General features: G+C 63.3%; 16 protein-coding genes. 9 read left to right on the forward strand and 7 right to left on the reverse strand.

All coding sequences use genetic code 11. The features are described from left to right. Window positions 1-76: 76 nt before the first annotated feature. The gene (locus AC1VVK_RS13280) at window positions 77-1,009 is read right to left on the reverse strand and encodes a M48 family metalloprotease (protein ID WP_482903356.1); all 933 of its coding nucleotides are present in this window, start codon (window positions 1,007-1,009) and stop codon (window positions 77-79) included. A 58-nt stretch (window positions 1,010-1,067) separates the two neighbouring features. Between AC1VVK_RS13280 and AC1VVK_RS13285 the strand changes: the two genes are divergently transcribed. From AC1VVK_RS13285 to AC1VVK_RS13300, 4 genes are all read left to right on the forward strand, one after another. After that, a complete protein-coding gene (locus tag AC1VVK_RS13285) occupies window positions 1,068-1,331 on the forward strand; it encodes a hypothetical protein (RefSeq protein WP_482903357.1) in 264 nt (87 codons plus the stop codon). A gap of 216 nt (window positions 1,332-1,547) precedes the next feature. After that, entirely contained in the window at window positions 1,548-2,795 is a 1,248-nt protein-coding gene (locus AC1VVK_RS13290; protein WP_482903358.1) for an O-antigen ligase family protein, read from the forward strand. Between the two features lie 144 nt (window positions 2,796-2,939). Next, entirely contained in the window at window positions 2,940-5,135 is a 2,196-nt protein-coding gene (locus AC1VVK_RS13295; RefSeq protein WP_482903359.1) for a GumC family protein, read from the forward strand. Window positions 5,136-5,142: 7 nt separating this feature from the next. After that, complete coding sequence (locus AC1VVK_RS13300) at window positions 5,143-6,300, forward strand: hypothetical protein (RefSeq protein WP_482903360.1); 1,158 nt, start codon at window positions 5,143-5,145, stop codon at window positions 6,298-6,300. A 25-nt stretch (window positions 6,301-6,325) separates the two neighbouring features. Here the strand turns inward: AC1VVK_RS13300 and AC1VVK_RS13305 are convergent, their stop codons facing one another. The 4 genes from AC1VVK_RS13305 to otsB form a co-directional block, all read right to left on the reverse strand. After that, entirely contained in the window at window positions 6,326-6,583 is a 258-nt protein-coding gene (locus AC1VVK_RS13305; protein WP_482903361.1) for a hypothetical protein, read from the reverse strand. 196 nt (window positions 6,584-6,779) lie between these two features. After that, complete coding sequence (gene otsA / locus AC1VVK_RS13310; RefSeq protein ID WP_482903362.1) at window positions 6,780-8,225, reverse strand: alpha,alpha-trehalose-phosphate synthase (UDP-forming); 1,446 nt, start codon at window positions 8,223-8,225, stop codon at window positions 6,780-6,782. A 50-nt stretch (window positions 8,226-8,275) separates the two neighbouring features. Next, window positions 8,276-10,090, reverse strand: a complete 1,815-nt coding sequence (locus AC1VVK_RS13315; RefSeq protein WP_482903363.1) for a glycoside hydrolase family 15 protein — start codon at window positions 10,088-10,090, stop codon at window positions 8,276-8,278. After that, window positions 10,087-10,911 (reverse strand): trehalose-phosphatase, encoded by an 825-nt coding sequence (gene otsB / locus AC1VVK_RS13320; protein ID WP_482903364.1) that lies wholly within the window; start codon window positions 10,909-10,911, stop codon window positions 10,087-10,089. The genes AC1VVK_RS13315 and otsB overlap by 4 nt, the downstream gene beginning before the upstream one ends. Window positions 10,912-11,171: 260 nt before the next feature. On the opposite strand from otsB, the gene AC1VVK_RS13325 reads away from it, so the two are divergent. The 3 genes from AC1VVK_RS13325 (at window position 11,172) to AC1VVK_RS13335 (ending at window position 14,519) form a co-directional block, all read left to right on the forward strand. Then, window positions 11,172-12,218 (forward strand): mannose-1-phosphate guanylyltransferase, encoded by a 1,047-nt coding sequence (locus tag AC1VVK_RS13325; RefSeq protein WP_482903365.1) that lies wholly within the window; start codon window positions 11,172-11,174, stop codon window positions 12,216-12,218. A gap of 126 nt (window positions 12,219-12,344) precedes the next feature. Further along, window positions 12,345-13,091 carry an HAD-IIB family hydrolase gene (locus AC1VVK_RS13330; protein WP_482903366.1) on the forward strand — a complete coding sequence of 249 codons (747 nt, stop codon included), beginning with the start codon at window positions 12,345-12,347 and terminating at the stop codon, window positions 13,089-13,091. Window positions 13,092-13,352: 261 nt separating this feature from the next. After that, complete coding sequence (locus tag AC1VVK_RS13335) at window positions 13,353-14,519, forward strand: nucleotide sugar dehydrogenase (RefSeq protein WP_482903367.1); 1,167 nt, start codon at window positions 13,353-13,355, stop codon at window positions 14,517-14,519. A gap of 87 nt (window positions 14,520-14,606) precedes the next feature. Here AC1VVK_RS13335 and AC1VVK_RS13340 read toward each other — a convergent pair whose 3' ends face one another. Beyond that, complete coding sequence (locus tag AC1VVK_RS13340) at window positions 14,607-14,849, reverse strand: hypothetical protein (protein ID WP_482903368.1); 243 nt, start codon at window positions 14,847-14,849, stop codon at window positions 14,607-14,609. Between the two features lie 200 nt (window positions 14,850-15,049). After that, complete coding sequence (locus tag AC1VVK_RS13345) at window positions 15,050-15,610, reverse strand: murein L,D-transpeptidase catalytic domain family protein (RefSeq protein ID WP_482903369.1); 561 nt, start codon at window positions 15,608-15,610, stop codon at window positions 15,050-15,052. A gap of 280 nt (window positions 15,611-15,890) precedes the next feature. On the opposite strand from AC1VVK_RS13345, the gene AC1VVK_RS13350 reads away from it, so the two are divergent. Together AC1VVK_RS13350 and AC1VVK_RS13355 are read left to right on the forward strand one after the other, a co-directional pair. Beyond that, on the forward strand, window positions 15,891-16,352 hold the full coding sequence (locus AC1VVK_RS13350) for an XRE family transcriptional regulator (RefSeq protein WP_482903370.1): 462 nt from the start codon (window positions 15,891-15,893) through the stop codon (window positions 16,350-16,352). Window positions 16,353-16,434: 82 nt separating this feature from the next. Continuing rightward, window positions 16,435-16,992 (forward strand): hypothetical protein, encoded by a 558-nt coding sequence (locus AC1VVK_RS13355; protein ID WP_482903371.1) that lies wholly within the window; start codon window positions 16,435-16,437, stop codon window positions 16,990-16,992. Window positions 16,993-17,072 lie beyond the last annotated feature (80 nt).

Below are 17,072 nucleotides of genomic sequence, written 5' to 3' on the forward strand. Positions count from 1 at the left end.
AACGCATTTGGTCACCGGGTAATCGGGCGGGGGGGCGCACGCAAGGTCTGGGATTTCGTTTCCAAGCAGTGCCTGCTCACTTGACCTCATTTGGCGGGCATGGCCCGGTCATGGCCTTCTCCCGCATCAGAGCAACCCTGTCCTCAGGTTTGCGGTGGGTAGGCGCGCGAAACATGCGAAAGGGGTCCTGCCTGCCACGGCGGAGCCAGAACTCGACGCCCGCCTGAGGGTCGTATCCAGCACATCTTGCAAGGCCCGCCCCCAGAAGATCGGCGCGATCTTCCATATTGCGCCTTTCTCCCAAAGAGTGGGCGTCACCGTCCTTGTTGACGATATGGCCCAGTTCATGGCCGGCAATTAGCGCGAGTTCATCGTCGTTGCGGGCAAAGTCGATCAGTTTTCGAGAGAGGGCGACGTTTTTGCCGTCGCTGAAGGCATCGAAACCTTTGTCCGTCTTGATGACGAAGCGCGCGGAGCAGGTTCGCACGGGCGCAATCTCCACTTCGAATGACCTGGAATCCCGCCGCAACAATAGGTGAATCATCCTGCCGGGTGGTGTCAGGGCAAGGCGTGTCTCAAGTTCGTCCGCGAAGATGGAGCGATCCGGCGATGCGGCAAGGAGATCGCTGGTCAATTGCCCGTCGATCGCAAGGATATCGTCCCCAACCCGCGCACCGGCGCGCGATGCGGGGCTGTTCATGGCCAGTGCTGCAATTTGCGGAGCGTCCGTCATGGAAAGCAACGCGCGCACCGCGTCACGGTCCGCGGGCGAATAGGCTTCGATATGGTCCAGGACGATTCCGGTGCCTGCTGCGGAGGTGCTGCATAAAGGGGCAGCCGCCAGGTTCAGTCTGAATCCAACGTCCGCAAGTCGGTCCATTTCGGACCGAATCGCGACCGGCCAGGGAGCTTCCGCCGCATTTGCATGACCCTTTGCGATGAATAGCCCGCAAGAGGCGGCGAGAAGCGCAAGGCTACGGAAAAACACAGATATACGATTGCGCTGCATTGTGCAGGGCGGTACATCCAGAAAGGACACTTCGTCTATAGTTGTTCAAGGAGGACACATGAAGCTGAAGAATGTGCTCGTGGCCGTGGCTGCTGCCAGCGCGATCGTAGCTCCGATGGCCGCTCAGGCAGGGACCGCAGCTTCGGCCGCGCTTCCGAAGGCTGCCAGCCTGTCGAGCGTTGGCCAGCGTAGCTCGGTTGCCGTCAAGGGCCGCCAGAAGGCTGAAGCCGGCGTTTATGCGCTTGCCGCTCTTGGTGGTGCTGCTGCTATCGGCGGTATCGTGGCTGCCACCAGCGGCAATTCGAAGTCGAAGGGCGTCTGATTCGCCTGACTTCGTAAGAGTCCTGCCCTTGAGAAATCCAGGGGCAGGATTTTTTATGTCCTGAATAATAATTTAAAAGGTGACGCTCTGTCCGGGTCGCGAACAAAGCGTAAAAGGCCGCCATCGGTCGGTTTTATCCCGCAGGGCCGGGCCGGGTACGCGGTCCTGCTGCTTCTCGTCGCACTCATTTTCGGGGGTGGGGGATCCGCTGCGGGTTTGGCCAATCTGGTTGTGCAATTGGCTGGCCTTGCCGTGCTTGCCCTCAACCGGCAGGCTATCTTTGCCTTTTTTGCGCAAGCTCCGAGAATGCCTGTCATTCTTGTCGCAGCTACGCTGCTGTTGCCTTTGCTGCAACTCCTGCCTTTGCCGCCTGCGATTTGGCAGTCCCTCCCGGGGCGCGACCTGGCGGTGCAATCCTATGACCTGATCGGGGTGCAAGGCGCGTGGCGCCCGTTCACGCTGAGCGTCAACCGAACGGCGATGGCCTTTTTCGCTCTTTTGCCTCCTTTGGCGATTCTGGTCCTGTCGTGGGATCTTCCGGAACGGCAGAAGCGCCTGATGCTTCAGGCGGTGGTTGTCGCCGGCATTATCGTCATGCTGCTTGGCGCCCAACAGCTTGCGACGAACAATCGGTTGCTGGTTTTCTATGACGAAGTCGCGGGATCCAGGAACTTGCAGGGCACCTTTGCCAATCGCAATACCGCCGGTCTCATGCTGGGTATCGCCCTTGTTGCACTTGTCGGCGCGGTTCCGTGGCATCGGGCTGGACCCGTATGGAAGCTTGGTTCAGTAGCCGTCGCGATCCTTCTTGTGATTGGTGTCGTGTTGACGGGGTCTCGCTCAAGCATGACGCTTCTGACAGTTCCGGCTTTGGTCGCAATATGGAATTGGTGGATCAGGAGGGGGGCTGCCCATAGCCGAAAGGTGGTCGTGGGAGCGGTGCTCGCCGTGGCGCTGGTGATTGGGGGTGGGAGTTTCTTGTTGAGCGGAAATCAGCGTGTCCACCAGAGTTTGACGCGTTTCGATTCCGTAGAGGATGAGGAGCGCCCGAAAATCTGGGCAGACACGGTTGTCGCCATCAAGCGCTATTGGCCGCTTGGGGCGGGAATTGGATCGTTTGACGAAGTCTTCCAGGTCGATGAAGCGCTTGAAAACGTCAGCCTCGGCCGCGCCGGACGTGCGCATAACGATTTTCTGGAGGTCACACTGGAATCCGGGATTATCGGAATTCTGCTGATCGGCGGCTGGATGGTTGCCGTGGCAACGCTCGGTTTTTCGGCGCGGCATGGAGGTGTGCCTCTTGCCGCTGTTGGCGTGTTGGTACAGCTGGCGCTTCAATCGCTCACTGACTACCCCTTGCGGAGTCAGACCTTGCTGTGCATTGCCGCCTTAATGTTCGCGTTGCTTCTGGGCACGCGAGAGGGAAGGCCTGCGCATGAGGGAGGCCTGCCCGATCGCATTTGAAGATTGACGCGGCAGTCAGCTGATCAGGCGAAGTTTTATTGTCCAAGCCGTGCAACCGGTGGTTGTCGGAAGCAGCCCTTACGGGGCGAGTGATGGGTCTCGTTCGGTCATGAACCGAAACAGAATATATGGCGGGAAGAAATCTTGAGTGACGCATATCTCGATAGGGACGATCTGGAGGGTTATCCCGCCGTTGAGGAAACGGGCCCGGATCTGACTGCCATACTGAAGATGGTAATGGGCGCCATGCGGCGCAATTGGGCTCTCATTGCAGGGGTGATCGCCACTGTTCTGGTGCTCGGCATTATTGTAACCTTGCTTGTCGCTCCCAAGTATAGTGCTCAGGTACGTGTCCTGATTGAAGATCAGGCAGATCAGATCATCGAAGGCACGGACCTGCAAAAGGTCAACAACGTCCAGGATACGGATCGCTTCCTTCAGACCCAGGTCGGCATTATCCAGAGCCGTTCGCTGGCGCAGAGCGTCGTCGAAAGCGGCCGTCTCAATCGCGACCCTGCGTTCTTCGAGGCGATGGGCGTGGAATTCCCCACCGAACAGGACCTCGCCGAAGTCGGCGGCAAGAAAACTCTCGACCAGCTTCGCAAGGAGGCCGCCATTGAGGCCCTCCTCGATAATCTGACTGTCGATCTTCCGCCGGACAGCCGCATCGTCTCGATCAGTGTCAGCAGCCGGAACGCCGCCTATTCTGCGAAGCTGGCCCAGCTATATGGCCAGCGCTTCATCGACCGCAATCTTGACCAGAAGTACAACAGCTCGTCCTACGCGCGTCGCTTCCTTTCCGATCAGCTCGACGAAGCACGGGAAAAGGTGACGCAGTCGGAGCGCGATCTGAACCAGTACGCGCGCGCGGCAGGGCTCATCCGTATCACCAGCCAAGGTGAGAACGGCAATGAGGAATCGGTACTTTCGGTTACCAACAGCACGCTCGTTCAGCTGAACGACGCTGCCTCCAAAGCGACCGCGGCGCGGATCGAGGCTGAGGACCGTTGGCATACGCTTGCGAATGCGGCGCCGCTTTCGATTCCCGAAGTCAACGCAAACCCCGCGATTTCGACGCTCGTCAGCGAAAAGGCCAAAGTCCAAGCCGATCTTGCCGAAGAGCAATCGCGCCACCGCGACGATTTCGTGACAGTCAAGTCGAAGAAGGCCGAGATTGCCGAATACGATCAGCGCATCAGCGTGATCGCGGATTCGCTCAAGAAGTCGGCCTGGCTCGAATATCAGGCAGCGCTCCAGCAGGAAAATTCCCTTCAGGCCCATGTCGGCAGCTTGCGCGGCGATGCGCTCAAGGAGCAGGATCGCGGTGTCCAGTATGCGGTGCTCAAGCGCGTGGCCGATACCAACCGGACGCTCTATGATACCCTGCTGTCGCGTTACAATCAGCTCAATGCGGCTGCCGGGGCATCGTCCAACAACCTGACGATCGTGGATCAGGCAGAGGTTCCCACCAAACCCTATTCGCCGCGATTGCTCATCAATGTGCTCATTTCGCTGGTGCTTGGCATCATCGTCGCGGCCGGCGCAGTGTTCCTGCGCGAAATCTTCGACGATACGATCCGCTCGCCCGACGATGTCGAGCGCAAGCTGGGCATGCCGCTTCTCGGGCTTATCCCGCTCGAGAAGGATGGCGATGTCGAGGCGCATTTCGGAGACCGTCGCTCGAAGGTCAGCGAAGCCTATCGCTCGCTTGTCACCAATCTGCGCTATTCGACCGCCACTGGTTTGCCGCACGTTCTGATGGTCACCAGTTCGCGGGAATCGGAAGGTAAATCGACGACCGCCCGTGCTGTCGCCAGCGATATCGCGCAGCTTGGCAAGCGCGTGCTGCTGGTTGATGCCGACTTGCGCCGTCCCACGCTTCACCGTGTGATGAGCGATCAGAAGGCCACCGGCCTTGCCGATGTGCTGACAGGCCAGAAGAGCTTTGACGACGCCGTTTACAGCTCCAACGTGCCGACGCTCAGCTACATGTCGGCGCTGCCGATGCCGCCCGATCCGGCGCTCATTCTGGCTGGTGAAGGTCTCTATGGCTTCATCGAAGAAGCGCGCAAGCGGTTCGATACTGTCGTTCTTGACTGCCCGCCGTTGCTTGGCTTGTCGGATGCCGCGCTGCTTGCCAACCATGCCGATGGCGTGCTGTTCGTGATCGACGCACTCGAATTCCATCGCGGTGCGGTCAAATCGGCGCTTCGCCGCCTTGCCCTGATCAAGGCGAACATTCTGGGCGTTGTGCTCAACCGCTTCGATCCGAAGGTCGGCGGTGACGATTACAGCTACTATACGTACAACTACTATAGCTACGGCGAAAAGCAGGACTGACCTGACCATGATGGCGGCGATCGGAAAGACTGCCTGGTTCGCAGGGTTTGCGATCGCCGCGGTCCTGGTCACGGGGCTCCAGCTCGACCGGGAGGCGCGGCAAGACAGCGCCGTGGCGTCCCGGGTTCCGGAGCCGTTCCGGTACTTCGCGCTGCAACCGCTGATTGACGATGCCTACGATCGCCATGACAGTGCGGCCGGTGTGGCACTGTCGCGCGAACTGATACGCCGCAGTCCCGTGCCTTCGGACGGACTCGCCCTGCTGGCCTACGGGCAGTTGCAAAAGGGCGACGAGAACGGCGCTGTCCAATCGTTGCTGCTGGCCGGTCAGCGCGGATGGCGCAATCGGTTCACGCAGGACATGCTGATCGTCATGGCGCTTCAGTCACGGGAATGGAGCGTAGCGGCCCAGCGGAGCCTCGCCCTCTGGCGCGTCGGCATCACCGATGATCGCCTGAAGGACATGACCGCGCAGCTTCTGTCCGAACCGGACGGCGCCAAGGCTTTCGCAAATCAGCTTGGCCAGGAAAAGAATTGGGCCACTGCCTTCATATCCTGGGCCGGAGAAACGTTGGCGGACGGTCCGCTGACCCAGACCGTTGGCGCGATGGCCCGTCACGGTGCGCGGGTCGATTGCGCGGCGCTCTCGGCAACGTTGCCCGGCCTTGTCCGCGAAGGACGAGTGGGCGCGGCGGTGATCCTGTGGCAGGACCTCTGCGCGGCGGGGCGGATGACGAAGGCGAACGACTTTGCCTTCAGAAGCGATGCCGAAGGCAGCCTTCCCGGCCCGTTTGATTGGCAATATCCCGAAGTGGACGGCATGGAGCGGGAGTTCGTCTCGCAAGGCACCGGTATCGCAATCCGCTACACCAACCGGAATGCGGCACGTGGTCCGATCGCCACGCGCAACGCGGCTTTTCCGGCAGGTGGTTATGCGGTCACGATCGACGCCGATGCCAAGGGTGAGGCGGGTTTCCGGCCGCTCGTGCTCAGGGTTACCTGCTTCGCTCCGACTGGCGAGGGGGGCACCCTTGCCGATCTGGATCTGCATTCGGCGGCGAACGAATTCACCGTTCCCGCGCAGGACTGCACCTCGCAGCAACTGACGCTCATGACCGGTCGCGGCGAAGGTTCAATCCGCTCGGTTACCGTCCGGCCGCTCTGACCAAGCCCGCTCTGACCGGGATCGGTCAGGAGCGGGAGAAATGGTGCAGGATCTGGGCGTCGAGCGGCTGCACGAAGTGGACGGCCAGATTGGTGTCATCCCGGCGCGTCGCCCTGGCTGCGAGCGGGCCTATCGCACCGATCCACAGGCTCAGGTCGCCTTCCATGTCGACAACCGGCAAATCGGTTTCAACCGCGCAGCTGCGGCTGGCTAGTTCCGATATGCGCACGATCGTCGTCTCGCCGGAGCGAACGCATTCGCCGTAAAGAACTTGGCCCATCATCTCACCATGTCGCCCGCTTCTTCGGGCTTTCCAGTGTACTATAGAACGTCCGGGCATCTTGCCGATGGCCCGATTCCCGTCGTCCACACCCTCTCGATATCCAACTTAGTGGTCAGATTGGTTGCAGGCGAGGGATGTTTTGGCGGTACCACGAATTTTCCCGGTGGACCCGTGCCGGGCCTGCGACGGTCGGTTCCTACGCCGTCTGGTCCTGTGGTTCGCTGGAATCTTCGGGAGAAGCATCGTCCAGCAGGGGCGGGGCCTCATCGCCGAATAGGGCGCTCACGAAATCCTGCCGCCAGCGGCGCACATCGTGATCGCGCACGGAAGCGAGCAATTTCCGGTGCCGTTCGCGGCGTTCATCGAGCGGCATTTCGAGCGCGCGCTTGATAGCCTCGCTGACATGCTCGATCGAGTGCGGGTTGACCAGCAGCGCATCCTTCAACTGATGCGCCGCCCCGGCGAATTGCGAAAGGATCAGCACACCGGGATTCTCGGGATCCTGCGCGGCGATATATTCCTTGGCGACAAGGTTCATGCCGTCGCGCAGCGGCGTCACGAGACCGATGTCGGCGGCGCGGTAGAACCCGGCAAGTTGCTCGCGCGGATAGCCACGGTTGACGTAGCGGATCGGCACGAAGGCGACGTCCGCATAGGCGCCGTTGAGGTGGCCGGTCTTGCGCTCCAGATCCTCGCGGATCATCTGGTAGCTGGCGACATCCCCGCGTGACGGCGGCGCGATCTGGAGCAGCACCGCGCTGCCCGCCTGTTCGGGATTATCGGCCAGGAAGCGGCCGAAGGCTTCCATCCGCTCGCCCAGGCCCTTCGAGTAATCGAGCCGGTCGACGCCGATCAGGATCTTGCGCCCGCGCACGCTCTGCTTGAGACGGTCGTGCGCGTCGCGCGCCTCGGGACCGGCGGCGCCCTCGACGAATTCGTCGAAATCGATGCCGATCGGGAAGGCGCGGGCGACCACGCGGCGGCCCTGATAGTCGATCGAATTGTCGGGATTGACCTTCAGGCCCATCTCTTTCTGGACATAGTGCAGGAAGCTTTCGAGCCACTCGGAGGTCTGGAAGCCGATCACGTCGAATTCCAGCATCGAGGCCACCAGCCGCTCGTGCAGCGGCAGCGAGACCAGCAGCCGCGTCGGCGGCCAGGGCGTGTGGAGGAACAGGCCCATCCGGTTCTTCACACCCTTCTGCCGCAGCATCGAGCCCAGCGGCAGCAGATGGTAGTCATGGACCCAGACAAGGTCCTCGCCCTCGATCAGCGGCAGCACGGCATCGGCGAAGCGCTCGTTCACACGCTCGTAGCCTTCGCCGAAATTGCGGTCGTACTCGGTCAGGTCGATCCGGTAGTGGAACAGCGGCCAGAGCGTGCGGTTGGCATAGCCGTTGTAGTATTCGTCGATGTCCTGCGGTTCGAGGTCGATCGTGGCCGTGGTGATCCCGTCGTTGCGCTGCATGTCGAGGTGGCCGGTGAATTCGTCGGTCTCCTGGCCGGACCAGCCGAACCAGATGCCGCCATGTTCCAGCAGCGCGGCATTGAGCGCCACCGCAAGTCCCCCTTGTGCCCCAGCGGCACCCGCCGCCTTGGGCACCGAGACCCGGTTCGAAATGACGATCAATCTACTACTCATTGCATTATCCCCAGTAGCGCGCCTCCTGACGCGCTCTTGTGGAACGGGCGTTAGCGCCAGTCCCGCCACGACCGGGACAGTTGCCCGGCGCAGTTGATGATACCGACCAGCGAATAGGTCTGCGGAAAGTTCCCCCACAGCTCGCCGGTCTCGAAATCCATGTCTTCGGACAGCAGGCCGGACCGGGTCCGATGGGCCAGCATCGCCTCGAACAGGCGTCGTGCCTCCTCGTCCTGCCCGGACCGGTGGAGCGCCTCGATCAGCCAGAAGGTGCAGATATTGAAGGCGGTTTCGGGCAGGCCGAAATCGTCCTCGCTATCGTAGCGCAGCATGTGCTCGCCGCGCCGCAGGGCCTTCTGCACGGCGGCCAGCGTTGCCTTGAACCGGGGATCGTCGGCCGCGACGAAGCGCAGTTCGACCATCTGCAACAGGCTGGCGTCGAGCTGGTCCCCGCCGAAGGTGGCGGCATAGTGGCCGCCGGCGCCGCCATCGTCGAAATCGGGCCCTTCGATCGTGTGCCAGCTCTGCTCGTCGATGTTCCGGCGCACGGTTTCTGCGCGCTCCCGCCACAAGTCCGCACGCTCGTGCAGGCCCAGATGCTCGGCGGCATTGGCAAGGCGGTCGCAGGCGGCCCAGCTCATCACGGTAGAATAGGTATGGACCGCGGTGCGTGTGCGCAGTTCCCACAGGCCCGCGTCGGGCTGGTCGTGGGTCTTCCAGGCCAGTTCGCCGACTTGTTCGAGGCTGGCGAAATCGTCTGCCGAGGCCATCCGCAACAGGCGCTGGTCGGAGAAAGCCTGGATCGCCGGCAGGACGATCTGGCCGTAACAGTCGTTCTGCACCTGATAGTAGGCGGCATTGCCCACGCGCACCGGGCCCATGCCGCGATAGCCGGGTAGGTCCGGCGCTTCCCACTCGATGATCTCGCGCGCGCCGCTGACCGCATAGAGCGGCTGGATCGCGCCGCCTTCGGCATCGTCGATGATATTGCGCAAGTAGCCGAGGTACTTTTCCAGCACGTCCAGCGCGCCCAGATCGTTCAGCGCCTGTACGGTGTAATAGGCATCGCGGATCCAGCAGTAGCGATAGTCCCAGTTGCGCTGGCTGCCGGGCGCTTCGGGAATCGAGGTGGTCAGCGCGGCGACGATCGCGCCGGTATCCTCATGCTGGCAGAGCTTGAGGGTGATCGCCGCGCGGATCACCGCGTCCTGCCAGTCGAGCGGGGTGGCGAGCCCGCGCACCCACAGCCGCCAGTAGTCGCTGGTATGGCGCAGCATCGATTCCAGCCGGTGCTCGACATCGCCGTCGAAGGGCTCGTCGGGGCCGAGGAAGAAATGCAGCGGGGTTTCGAGGCGGAAATAGCGCTCGTCCTGCACGTAGCCGATCGGGGCATCGGTGGTGAGACGCATGGTATTGCGCTCGACAAGGTAGCGGATGTGGTTGGAACCGCGCGTCGTGGCGGCCATTTGCGCTCCGTAGCCGCTCATCGGCGTCAGCAAGCAGCGGATGCGCGGCGATCCGCTGACCGGGCGGACGATGCGCGCATAGGCGACCGGCCGGTACATCCGCCCCATGCGTTCGTGGCGGGGGCAGAAATCGATCACGTCGACCGCGCCGCCGGTCGCATCCTCAAGCCGGGTGACGAGGATCGGGGTGTTACGCAAGTAGCCCTGGTGGACGGTGGCCTGGTTCTCCAGCTCGAAGCGCCAGGTGCCGGCGTCCTGCCCGGTTTCGCCGCGCAGGAGGGCACAGAACGTGGGATCGCCGTCCACGCGCGGCACGCAGCCCCAGACCAGCGCGCCCGATGTATCGATAAGGCCGGAGACCTGACAATTGCCGATGGGCCAGAGTTCAAGCGCGCTCATGCCGGGACATTCTCCTGCCTTGTGGCCCCAAGGGCCTCTTCGAGCCAGCGATGGACGGCGCCGACGGTGTCGAGGCGCCATGTCGCCGCCGTTGCGCGCATCGGACCCACCAGCACACCGTGGCCGCCAAGGCGGATAACGGCGGCGAATGCGTCTTCGTCGGTCACATCGTCGCCCACGAACAATGCCTGCGAGCCTGCGAAAGGCGGCGTTCCCATGAACCGGGCGACCGCGCTGCCCTTGTCCGATCCCGGCATGGCGAGTTCGATGACTTGCTTGCCGTGCTTGAGGGCAAGGCCAAGCTCGTCGCCCAGCGCGCCCGCGCAGGCGAGCAGCGGTTCGAGCGCCTCGGGATGGCGGCGATAGTGGACGGCGATGCTGTGGGGCTTGGGTTCGACCAGCAGGCCGCCGTTGTCCTGTGCGAAGGCGGTGAGCCGGTCGACCACCAGCGGCGGGAGCGGGGCGGCGAGCGCCAGGGGCTCGTGCTGCCCGGCGGGGCGGAATTCGCCGCCGTGCGATCCGGCAACGGCCACCTCAAGCGGGCCCACCAGCGCTTCTATCGACGCGATCGAGCGTCCCGTCACCAGCGCGAGCCGTCCATCGAGGGCGTCGGCAATCCGTGCGATCAGGCTGGGCAGGGTGGTCGCCACCACCACGTCGTCCGGATGGTCGGCGATCTCTACCAGCGTGCCGTCGAAATCGAGAAAGAGCGAGGGCGGCGGTGCGCCGATGCGCGCGAAACGCAAGGGCGGCGGCGGCGGGAGATCGCGCCGGATCTCGCCATGGTCCGCCGGAGGAACGCGTTCGCTCGGGCTGGTCATTGGCGGCAGTCTCTCACTTCGCAGCGGCAATGGCCACCCCTTGAAAAGCCGTGGCGCAACGAAGGCGGTTTGAGAAAATGGGCGCAGAATTCGGCGCGGATAAAGGCATGGTGGGGGCAACGCACCGGCACCGAATAGGTTCCGCTTACAGCTGCGTGCGACAGGCCGCGCCGCCGGGAGCAAATCGCGGTTGCAACACGTTACTCACCCGGTATCACCAGTGGCCCGTGACGCGGCCTTCATCGAGTACATCACGCCCCATGCCCCAGATAGTTCCGGTCATTCTCTGCGGCGGCAACGGTACGCGGCTGTGGCCGCGCAGCCGTGCCGACCGTCCCAAGCCGTTCCTGCCGCTGGTGGGCGAGACCACGCTGTTCGAGGCAAGCCTCGCGCGCTGTCCGGCGGCGCAGGGCTTTGCCGCGCCGGTGGTGGTGACGGGCGCCAAGCACCTCGAACATGTCGAGGCGCAGCTGGCCGGCGCGCCGGGGGCGACCGTGATCGTCGAGCCTGCCGCGCGTAACACTGCGGCCGCCATCGCGCTGGCCGCCTGCCGCCTGCCCGAGGACGCGGTGATGCTGGTCTGCCCGAGCGACCACCATATCGGCCGTCCCGAGGTCTTCGCCGATGTCGCCTGCGCGGCGGCGGCGCTGGCTACCGAAGGCTGGCTGGTCTCCTTCGGCATCGAGGCGACCCGGCCCGAGACCGGCTTCGGCTACCTGAAGCGCGGCGAGCCCATCGAAGGCACGTCCGGTTTCCGCACCGCCCAGTTCGTCGAGAAGCCCGACCTCGCCCGTGCGCAGGCCTTCCTTGAGGACGGCAACTACGCCTGGAACGGCGGCATCTTCGCCTTCCGCGTGGGCGACTTCATGGCCGAACTCGCCGCACACCGGCCCGAGATCGCCGCCAAGGTCCGCGAAGCGGTCGAGAAGGGCGCGGCGGACGGCCACCGCTTCCATCCCGATGCCGCCACTTTCGCGGACGTCGAGAGCGATTCGGTCGACTATGCGGTAATGGAGAACACCAGTCGCGCCGCCATGGTGCCTGCCGACATGGACTGGTCGGACATCGGCAACTGGCAGGCGCTGCACGACGCGCTCGACCGTGACGGCAGCGGCAATTCGGTGCGCGGTGCGGGCGATGCCGAACTGGTCGACTGTACCAATGTGCTGGTCGACAGCGACGGGCCGCGTGTCTCGGTGATCGGGCTGTCGAACGTGGTCGTCGTGATTGACGGGAACGAGGTGCTCGTCACCACCGTTGAAGGCGTGCAGAAAGTCGGCAAGCTTTCCGGCGCCGTGAATCAGTAAGACGCCAATTGTCCCCCGATTGCCACGGATTCGGCGCAAAGGGGATTTTCAAGTCATGCGTCCGGTGGCAGGTGCGCGCACCAGATGGCTCCGCCAAGTGCTCCGAATTACAGGGACAGACCGGAAATGAAGAAACTCGTTGCCTTCGATCTCGACGGTACGCTGGCCAAGAGCAAGCAGCCGCTCACCGACGAGATGGCCGAGGCGATGGCCCGGCTGCTTCAGGTCACCGATGTCGCCGTGATCTCCGGCGGCGACTGGCCGCAGTTCGACAAGCAGGTGGCAAGCCGTCTCCCGGCCCATGCCGACCGCAAGCGCCTGTGGCTGATGCCGACTAGCGGGGCCAAGCTCTACGTTCACGGCGACGGTGCCTGGAACCCGGTCTATGCCGAGCTTTTCACCGATCAGCAGAAGCGCGAGATCCTCGACGCTTTCGACGCAGCGCTGGCCGCCACCGGCTTCACGCCCGAGGAAACCTGGGGCGAGCGGATCGAGGATCGCGGCAGCCAAATCACGTTCTCGGCGCTGGGACAGCAGGCGCCGCTCGAAGCCAAGGAAGTCTGGGACCCGAATTTCGCCAAGCGCAAGGTGATCCAGGCCGACCTCATGGCACGCCTGCCCGGCGTTTCGGTCAATCTCGGCGGGGCGACCTCGGTCGATGTGACGCAGCCTGGCGTCGACAAGGCCTGGGGCCTTCAGCGTCTGTCCGAGCGCGGCAGTTTCACCCATGCGGAGATGCTGTTCATCGGCGATGCCATCTTCCCGGGCGGTAACGACTACCCGGCCAAGACCATGGGTCTGGATACCATCTGTGTGCGCGATCCGGCCGATACGCTCAACGTCATCGACGCCATCGTCGCCTGCCAGAAGTAAGCGCGCGCGCATTTTCCACCGGATGGGGGAGGGTTCCTTCGTCCGGTATGGCGCCAGCGGCGGACGTCTTGTAGTGCCGGACATGCCGGTTTTTCGCTTCGACTGCTGAAAATCTTCGGTTTATCCCGGAATGTGCAGTTGCAGCACTATCTCGTTGACGTGGCCGGCCGGGCCCTCAATAGAACACATGATCCCGGGCTGCGGGCGGCCTTGGCGCGCGCTTTCCCGTGATTGAATACACTGATAACGTGAGTGACCTACATGAAGATCGCGGTTTTTGGCCTTGGTTATGTTGGTCTCTCCAACGCCGTGTTGCTGGCGCAGCATAATGAGGTCTTTGCCGTCGATATTTCGGCGGAACGGGTGGCGATGCTCGCTGCCAGAAAATCCCCGATCGCGGATCCGGAGCTTGAGACGTTCCTTGCGGAAAGGTCGCTCAACCTCACGGCCACGCTGGATCAGGCGGAGGCTCTGAAGGGCGCGGACTACGTCATTGTCGCCACACCCACCAATTACGATGCGGACACGAACAAGTTCGACACATCGTCGGTCGAAGTGGTGATCCAGAGCGCGGCAAAGCTGAACCCTACTGCGACCATCGTGGTCAAATCCACCATCCCGGTCGGCTTCGTCGATGATGTGCGTGAGCGCTATCGGACCGATCAGGTGATTTTCAGCCCCGAGTTTCTCCGCGAAGGGCGTGCCCTGCACGACAACCTTTACCCGTCCCGCATCATCGTGGGCGAACGCTCTGAACGTGCGCGCATTTTCGCCGATCTGCTCCTTGGCGGGGCGGAGAAGAAGGACGTTGAAGTCCTCTTCACGGACACCCGCGAGGCCGAGGCGATCAAGCTGTTCGCCAACACCTACCTCGCCATGCGGGTGGCGTTTTTCAACGAGCTGGACAGCTACGCCATCGCGGGCGGCATGGACACGCGCCAGATCATCCAGGGCGTCGGCCTCGATCCGCGTATCGGCATGCACTACAACAATCCCAGCTTCGGCTACGGCGGGTACTGCCTTCCGAAGGATACCAAGCAGCTGCTGGCGAATTATTCGGAGGTTCCGCAGAACCTCATTCGCGCGATCGTGGATGCCAATCGCACCCGGAAGGACTTCCTGGCTGACCAGATCATCGCTCGGAAGCCGAAGAAGGTCGGCGTTTTCCGGTTGGTTATGAAGGCGGGATCGGACAATTTCCGCCAGTCTTCGATCCAGGGCATCATGAAGCGCATCAAGGCCAAGGGCATTGAGGTCGTGATCTACGAACCGGCGATGACTGAGGAAGAATTCTACAATTCCAAAGTCGTGCGGGATCTCGATGCGTTCAAGCGCGATGTCGACGTCATTATCGCCAATCGCATGACCGGCGAAATCGAAGACGTGATGGACAAGGTTTTCTCTCGCGACTTGTTTGGCGCGGACTGATCTGCGGTGTGTGGGTACGCTTGTCGGAGTGGGGATTGCCTGCTGCGCGCCCGACAGGCGCCTCGTTCTCGGCGTTTTGAGGTCGGCCTACAGTGATTGCGCCAAGGCGAAGACAGCCAGCGCGCCCCAGAACACCAGCGGCACGAACAGGCAGATCAACGCGCCCAGTCGCCGGCCGCGCCGTTGGCCAAGGTTGTGGGCGGTTGCGAACACATCGTCGTTGTCGGCCTGGATATCCGGCCGCCGCCATGTCGGCCGCCCATCGCGTGGCATGGCGAGGCTAGGCACATTGCCGCGCGGGGTCGATCTAGCCCATCTGTGATCGTTCATCACGTATCTCCGCGATAGCGATGCAACCGGTCGACTCGGTTTACGTCCCGGGGCGACAGCATCTTATCTCAACTAATATAGTAGAGAAAAGGAATATGAGACGTGCCGAGGCCGTGGGGCGTCCGGTCGACGGTTATCGCGCGGCATTTTCCGCCCGAGAGTGAGCCGGTAAAATCTTCGGGGACTTCAGTCCGGGCCGTTCACGCCATCTTGGCAGCGTAGATCAGCCGGCCGGTGCCGAGGTGGTTGAAGGCCTGGTTGAGCAGGCTGTCCCCCACCGCAAGGCAGCCCTGGCTGCGGCCGAGCTTGCCGTGCGCGCCGATCATCGTCGGCTCGGCATACCAGGCCCCATGGATGACGATGGCGCGTTCCAGCGCGTTGTCATTGGTCTGGTCGAGCCCGATCAGCCGCTGCGAGCGGCCATGGTGGCCGAAATAATAATCGCCGGTCAGGAACGCACCCTCGCTGGTGGCGTTAGAACCGGGACTGTTCGAGAAACGCTGGAGCCAGCCGGTGTGCCCCGGGTCCGAGCCGCTGCCGTGCGCGACGTGCAGCGACGCGGCCGTCCCGTTGGCAAGGTCGATAAGATGAAGCCGCGGATCCGATGAGGATACCGCGAAGTCGACAATACCGATGCGGTCGCGCTGAGCGCGACCGGAATGCCGGTCGAGCGCGGACAGGGCGGCGGCGTAGAGCCCGGGCGCCATCGCGGGATGGAGTTCGGGAATCGTGCGGGGCGCGGCGGGGACGGTTGGCGCCACCCCGCCTATTGTCGCCGGACCCATCGGCAAAGAGCCGGGAGGGGGCGAACCGGGCACAGGAAAGCCGCCTGAACCGAGGGTTGAGGCGGATATTGCGCTGACCGCAGTCGAGGAACTCGCCGCAAATGCCGTCGCGGCGACGATGAAGTTACGTCGGCTGAATCTCATATCGTCGTCCCAATAGGCCAGATTCATCGACAACGTCTTGGAGAGATTCACATAAATCGGCACAACGTGCTGTATTCGCGTCCTTGCCCCGAAAACTCCAGGAAACCCTCGCATGACTGCTAGCCGATCCGGTCCGCCCACCAGCGACGAGTATCGCAAGGCCGTTTCGGCGATTATCCGGAGCATTCAGAAAGGGCAGGGGCTGAACGACCGGCAATTGGCCGATCAACTCGGATGTTCGCCCGGCACGATCCGCAATGCGAAGTCGGAAGCGACCAGCCTCGATCCCATCCTCCTGCTGGCGATAGAGCGGGGTTTCGGTCCCGGTGCCATCGACCGGTGCCTTGCGCTGGCGCAAGTGCGGGCGGTGGCTTTGCCGGAGCGGGTGATCGGCGTCGACCCGATCCTCGCGCTGGTGGAGGCGTTGCACCGACTGGTCGAGGCGCAGGCGGTGGACAGCGACGGGGGCAAGCGAATCACGCGCGCGGAACTGGGCAAGATCCTGCCTGAACTGCGGCAGGGCCGGGCCTCGCTCGACGCGCTGATCGCGCGGGCCGACGACGGCAAGAGTTGATGCCCGGTCATGGGGCGGGACATTCTCGCCCGCTTCCCGTAAGTGACCGTGAGATTGCAGGAATTTTACGGACGCCGAGTCGATGCCCGCGTTTTATCTGACATGGATCGCGGTGCTGCTTGCCGGATTTGGTGCGCGCGATCAGGTGACCGTGGCGGGGCTCGCCCGGCGGCAGGGCGCGCGGCCCGGCGTCCTTATGGTCGCATTGGCCTGCGCGGTGCTGACGGCGGCCATCGCGGCATGGGCGGCGAGCGTGTTGCTCCTACAGCTTCCGCCTCCGGCGCGCGCGATCTTCGCGGGGATGGCTTTGGCTTTGGCGGGCGCCGAACTCATGTTGCTCGTCCCCCGGCGTGACCCGAAGGAGCCCACGAACTCGCTGGGCGCGCTGGCGCTGGTGGTCTTCGCACAGCAACTGACCGATGCAGCACGGTTCCTCGTCTTCGGCCTCGGCGTCGGCCTTGCCGCGCCTTATGCGGCGGGCGCGGGCGGGGCGCTCGGCGGCGCGGTTCTGGCCGGGCTCGCCTGGGCCTGCCCGCAGGCGCTGGACTTCAAGGGACTGCGCACGGTCAGGCGAGCGCTCGGCGGCGTGCTGCTCTTGGCGGCAATCGTGCTGTTTCTGCGGGAATTCTCACTGCTCTGATCGGAAATCGCGTTCGAAGCGGGCTTCTCTTCATACGTTCACCACTCTACATTCCACCACGACGGACCAACGAGGAAACC

It is taken from the genome of Novosphingobium sp. BL-S-32 (assembly GCF_056857055.1).

What these genes read in the sequence shown, in the direction of transcription:
- AC1VVK_RS13280 (WP_482903356.1), bottom strand. Translation starts at nt 1,009, where the DNA reads ATGCAGCGCAATCGTATATCTGTGTTTTTCCGTAGCCTTGCGCTTCTC.
- AC1VVK_RS13285 (WP_482903357.1), top strand. Translation starts at nt 1,068, where the DNA reads ATGAAGCTGAAGAATGTGCTCGTGGCCGTGGCTGCTGCCAGCGCGATC.
- AC1VVK_RS13300 (WP_482903360.1), top strand. Translation starts at nt 5,143, where the DNA reads ATGATGGCGGCGATCGGAAAGACTGCCTGGTTCGCAGGGTTTGCGATC.
- AC1VVK_RS13305 (WP_482903361.1), bottom strand. Translation starts at nt 6,583, where the DNA reads ATGATGGGCCAAGTTCTTTACGGCGAATGCGTTCGCTCCGGCGAGACG.
- otsA (WP_482903362.1), bottom strand. Translation starts at nt 8,225, where the DNA reads ATGAGTAGTAGATTGATCGTCATTTCGAACCGGGTCTCGGTGCCCAAG.
- AC1VVK_RS13315 (WP_482903363.1), bottom strand. Translation starts at nt 10,090, where the DNA reads ATGAGCGCGCTTGAACTCTGGCCCATCGGCAATTGTCAGGTCTCCGGC.
- otsB (WP_482903364.1), bottom strand. Translation starts at nt 10,911, where the DNA reads ATGACCAGCCCGAGCGAACGCGTTCCTCCGGCGGACCATGGCGAGATC.
- AC1VVK_RS13325 (WP_482903365.1), top strand. Translation starts at nt 11,172, where the DNA reads ATGCCCCAGATAGTTCCGGTCATTCTCTGCGGCGGCAACGGTACGCGG.
- AC1VVK_RS13330 (WP_482903366.1), top strand. Translation starts at nt 12,345, where the DNA reads ATGAAGAAACTCGTTGCCTTCGATCTCGACGGTACGCTGGCCAAGAGC.
- AC1VVK_RS13335 (WP_482903367.1), top strand. Translation starts at nt 13,353, where the DNA reads ATGAAGATCGCGGTTTTTGGCCTTGGTTATGTTGGTCTCTCCAACGCC.
- AC1VVK_RS13340 (WP_482903368.1), bottom strand. Translation starts at nt 14,849, where the DNA reads ATGAACGATCACAGATGGGCTAGATCGACCCCGCGCGGCAATGTGCCT.
- AC1VVK_RS13350 (WP_482903370.1), top strand. Translation starts at nt 15,891, where the DNA reads ATGACTGCTAGCCGATCCGGTCCGCCCACCAGCGACGAGTATCGCAAG.
- AC1VVK_RS13355 (WP_482903371.1), top strand. Translation starts at nt 16,435, where the DNA reads ATGCCCGCGTTTTATCTGACATGGATCGCGGTGCTGCTTGCCGGATTT.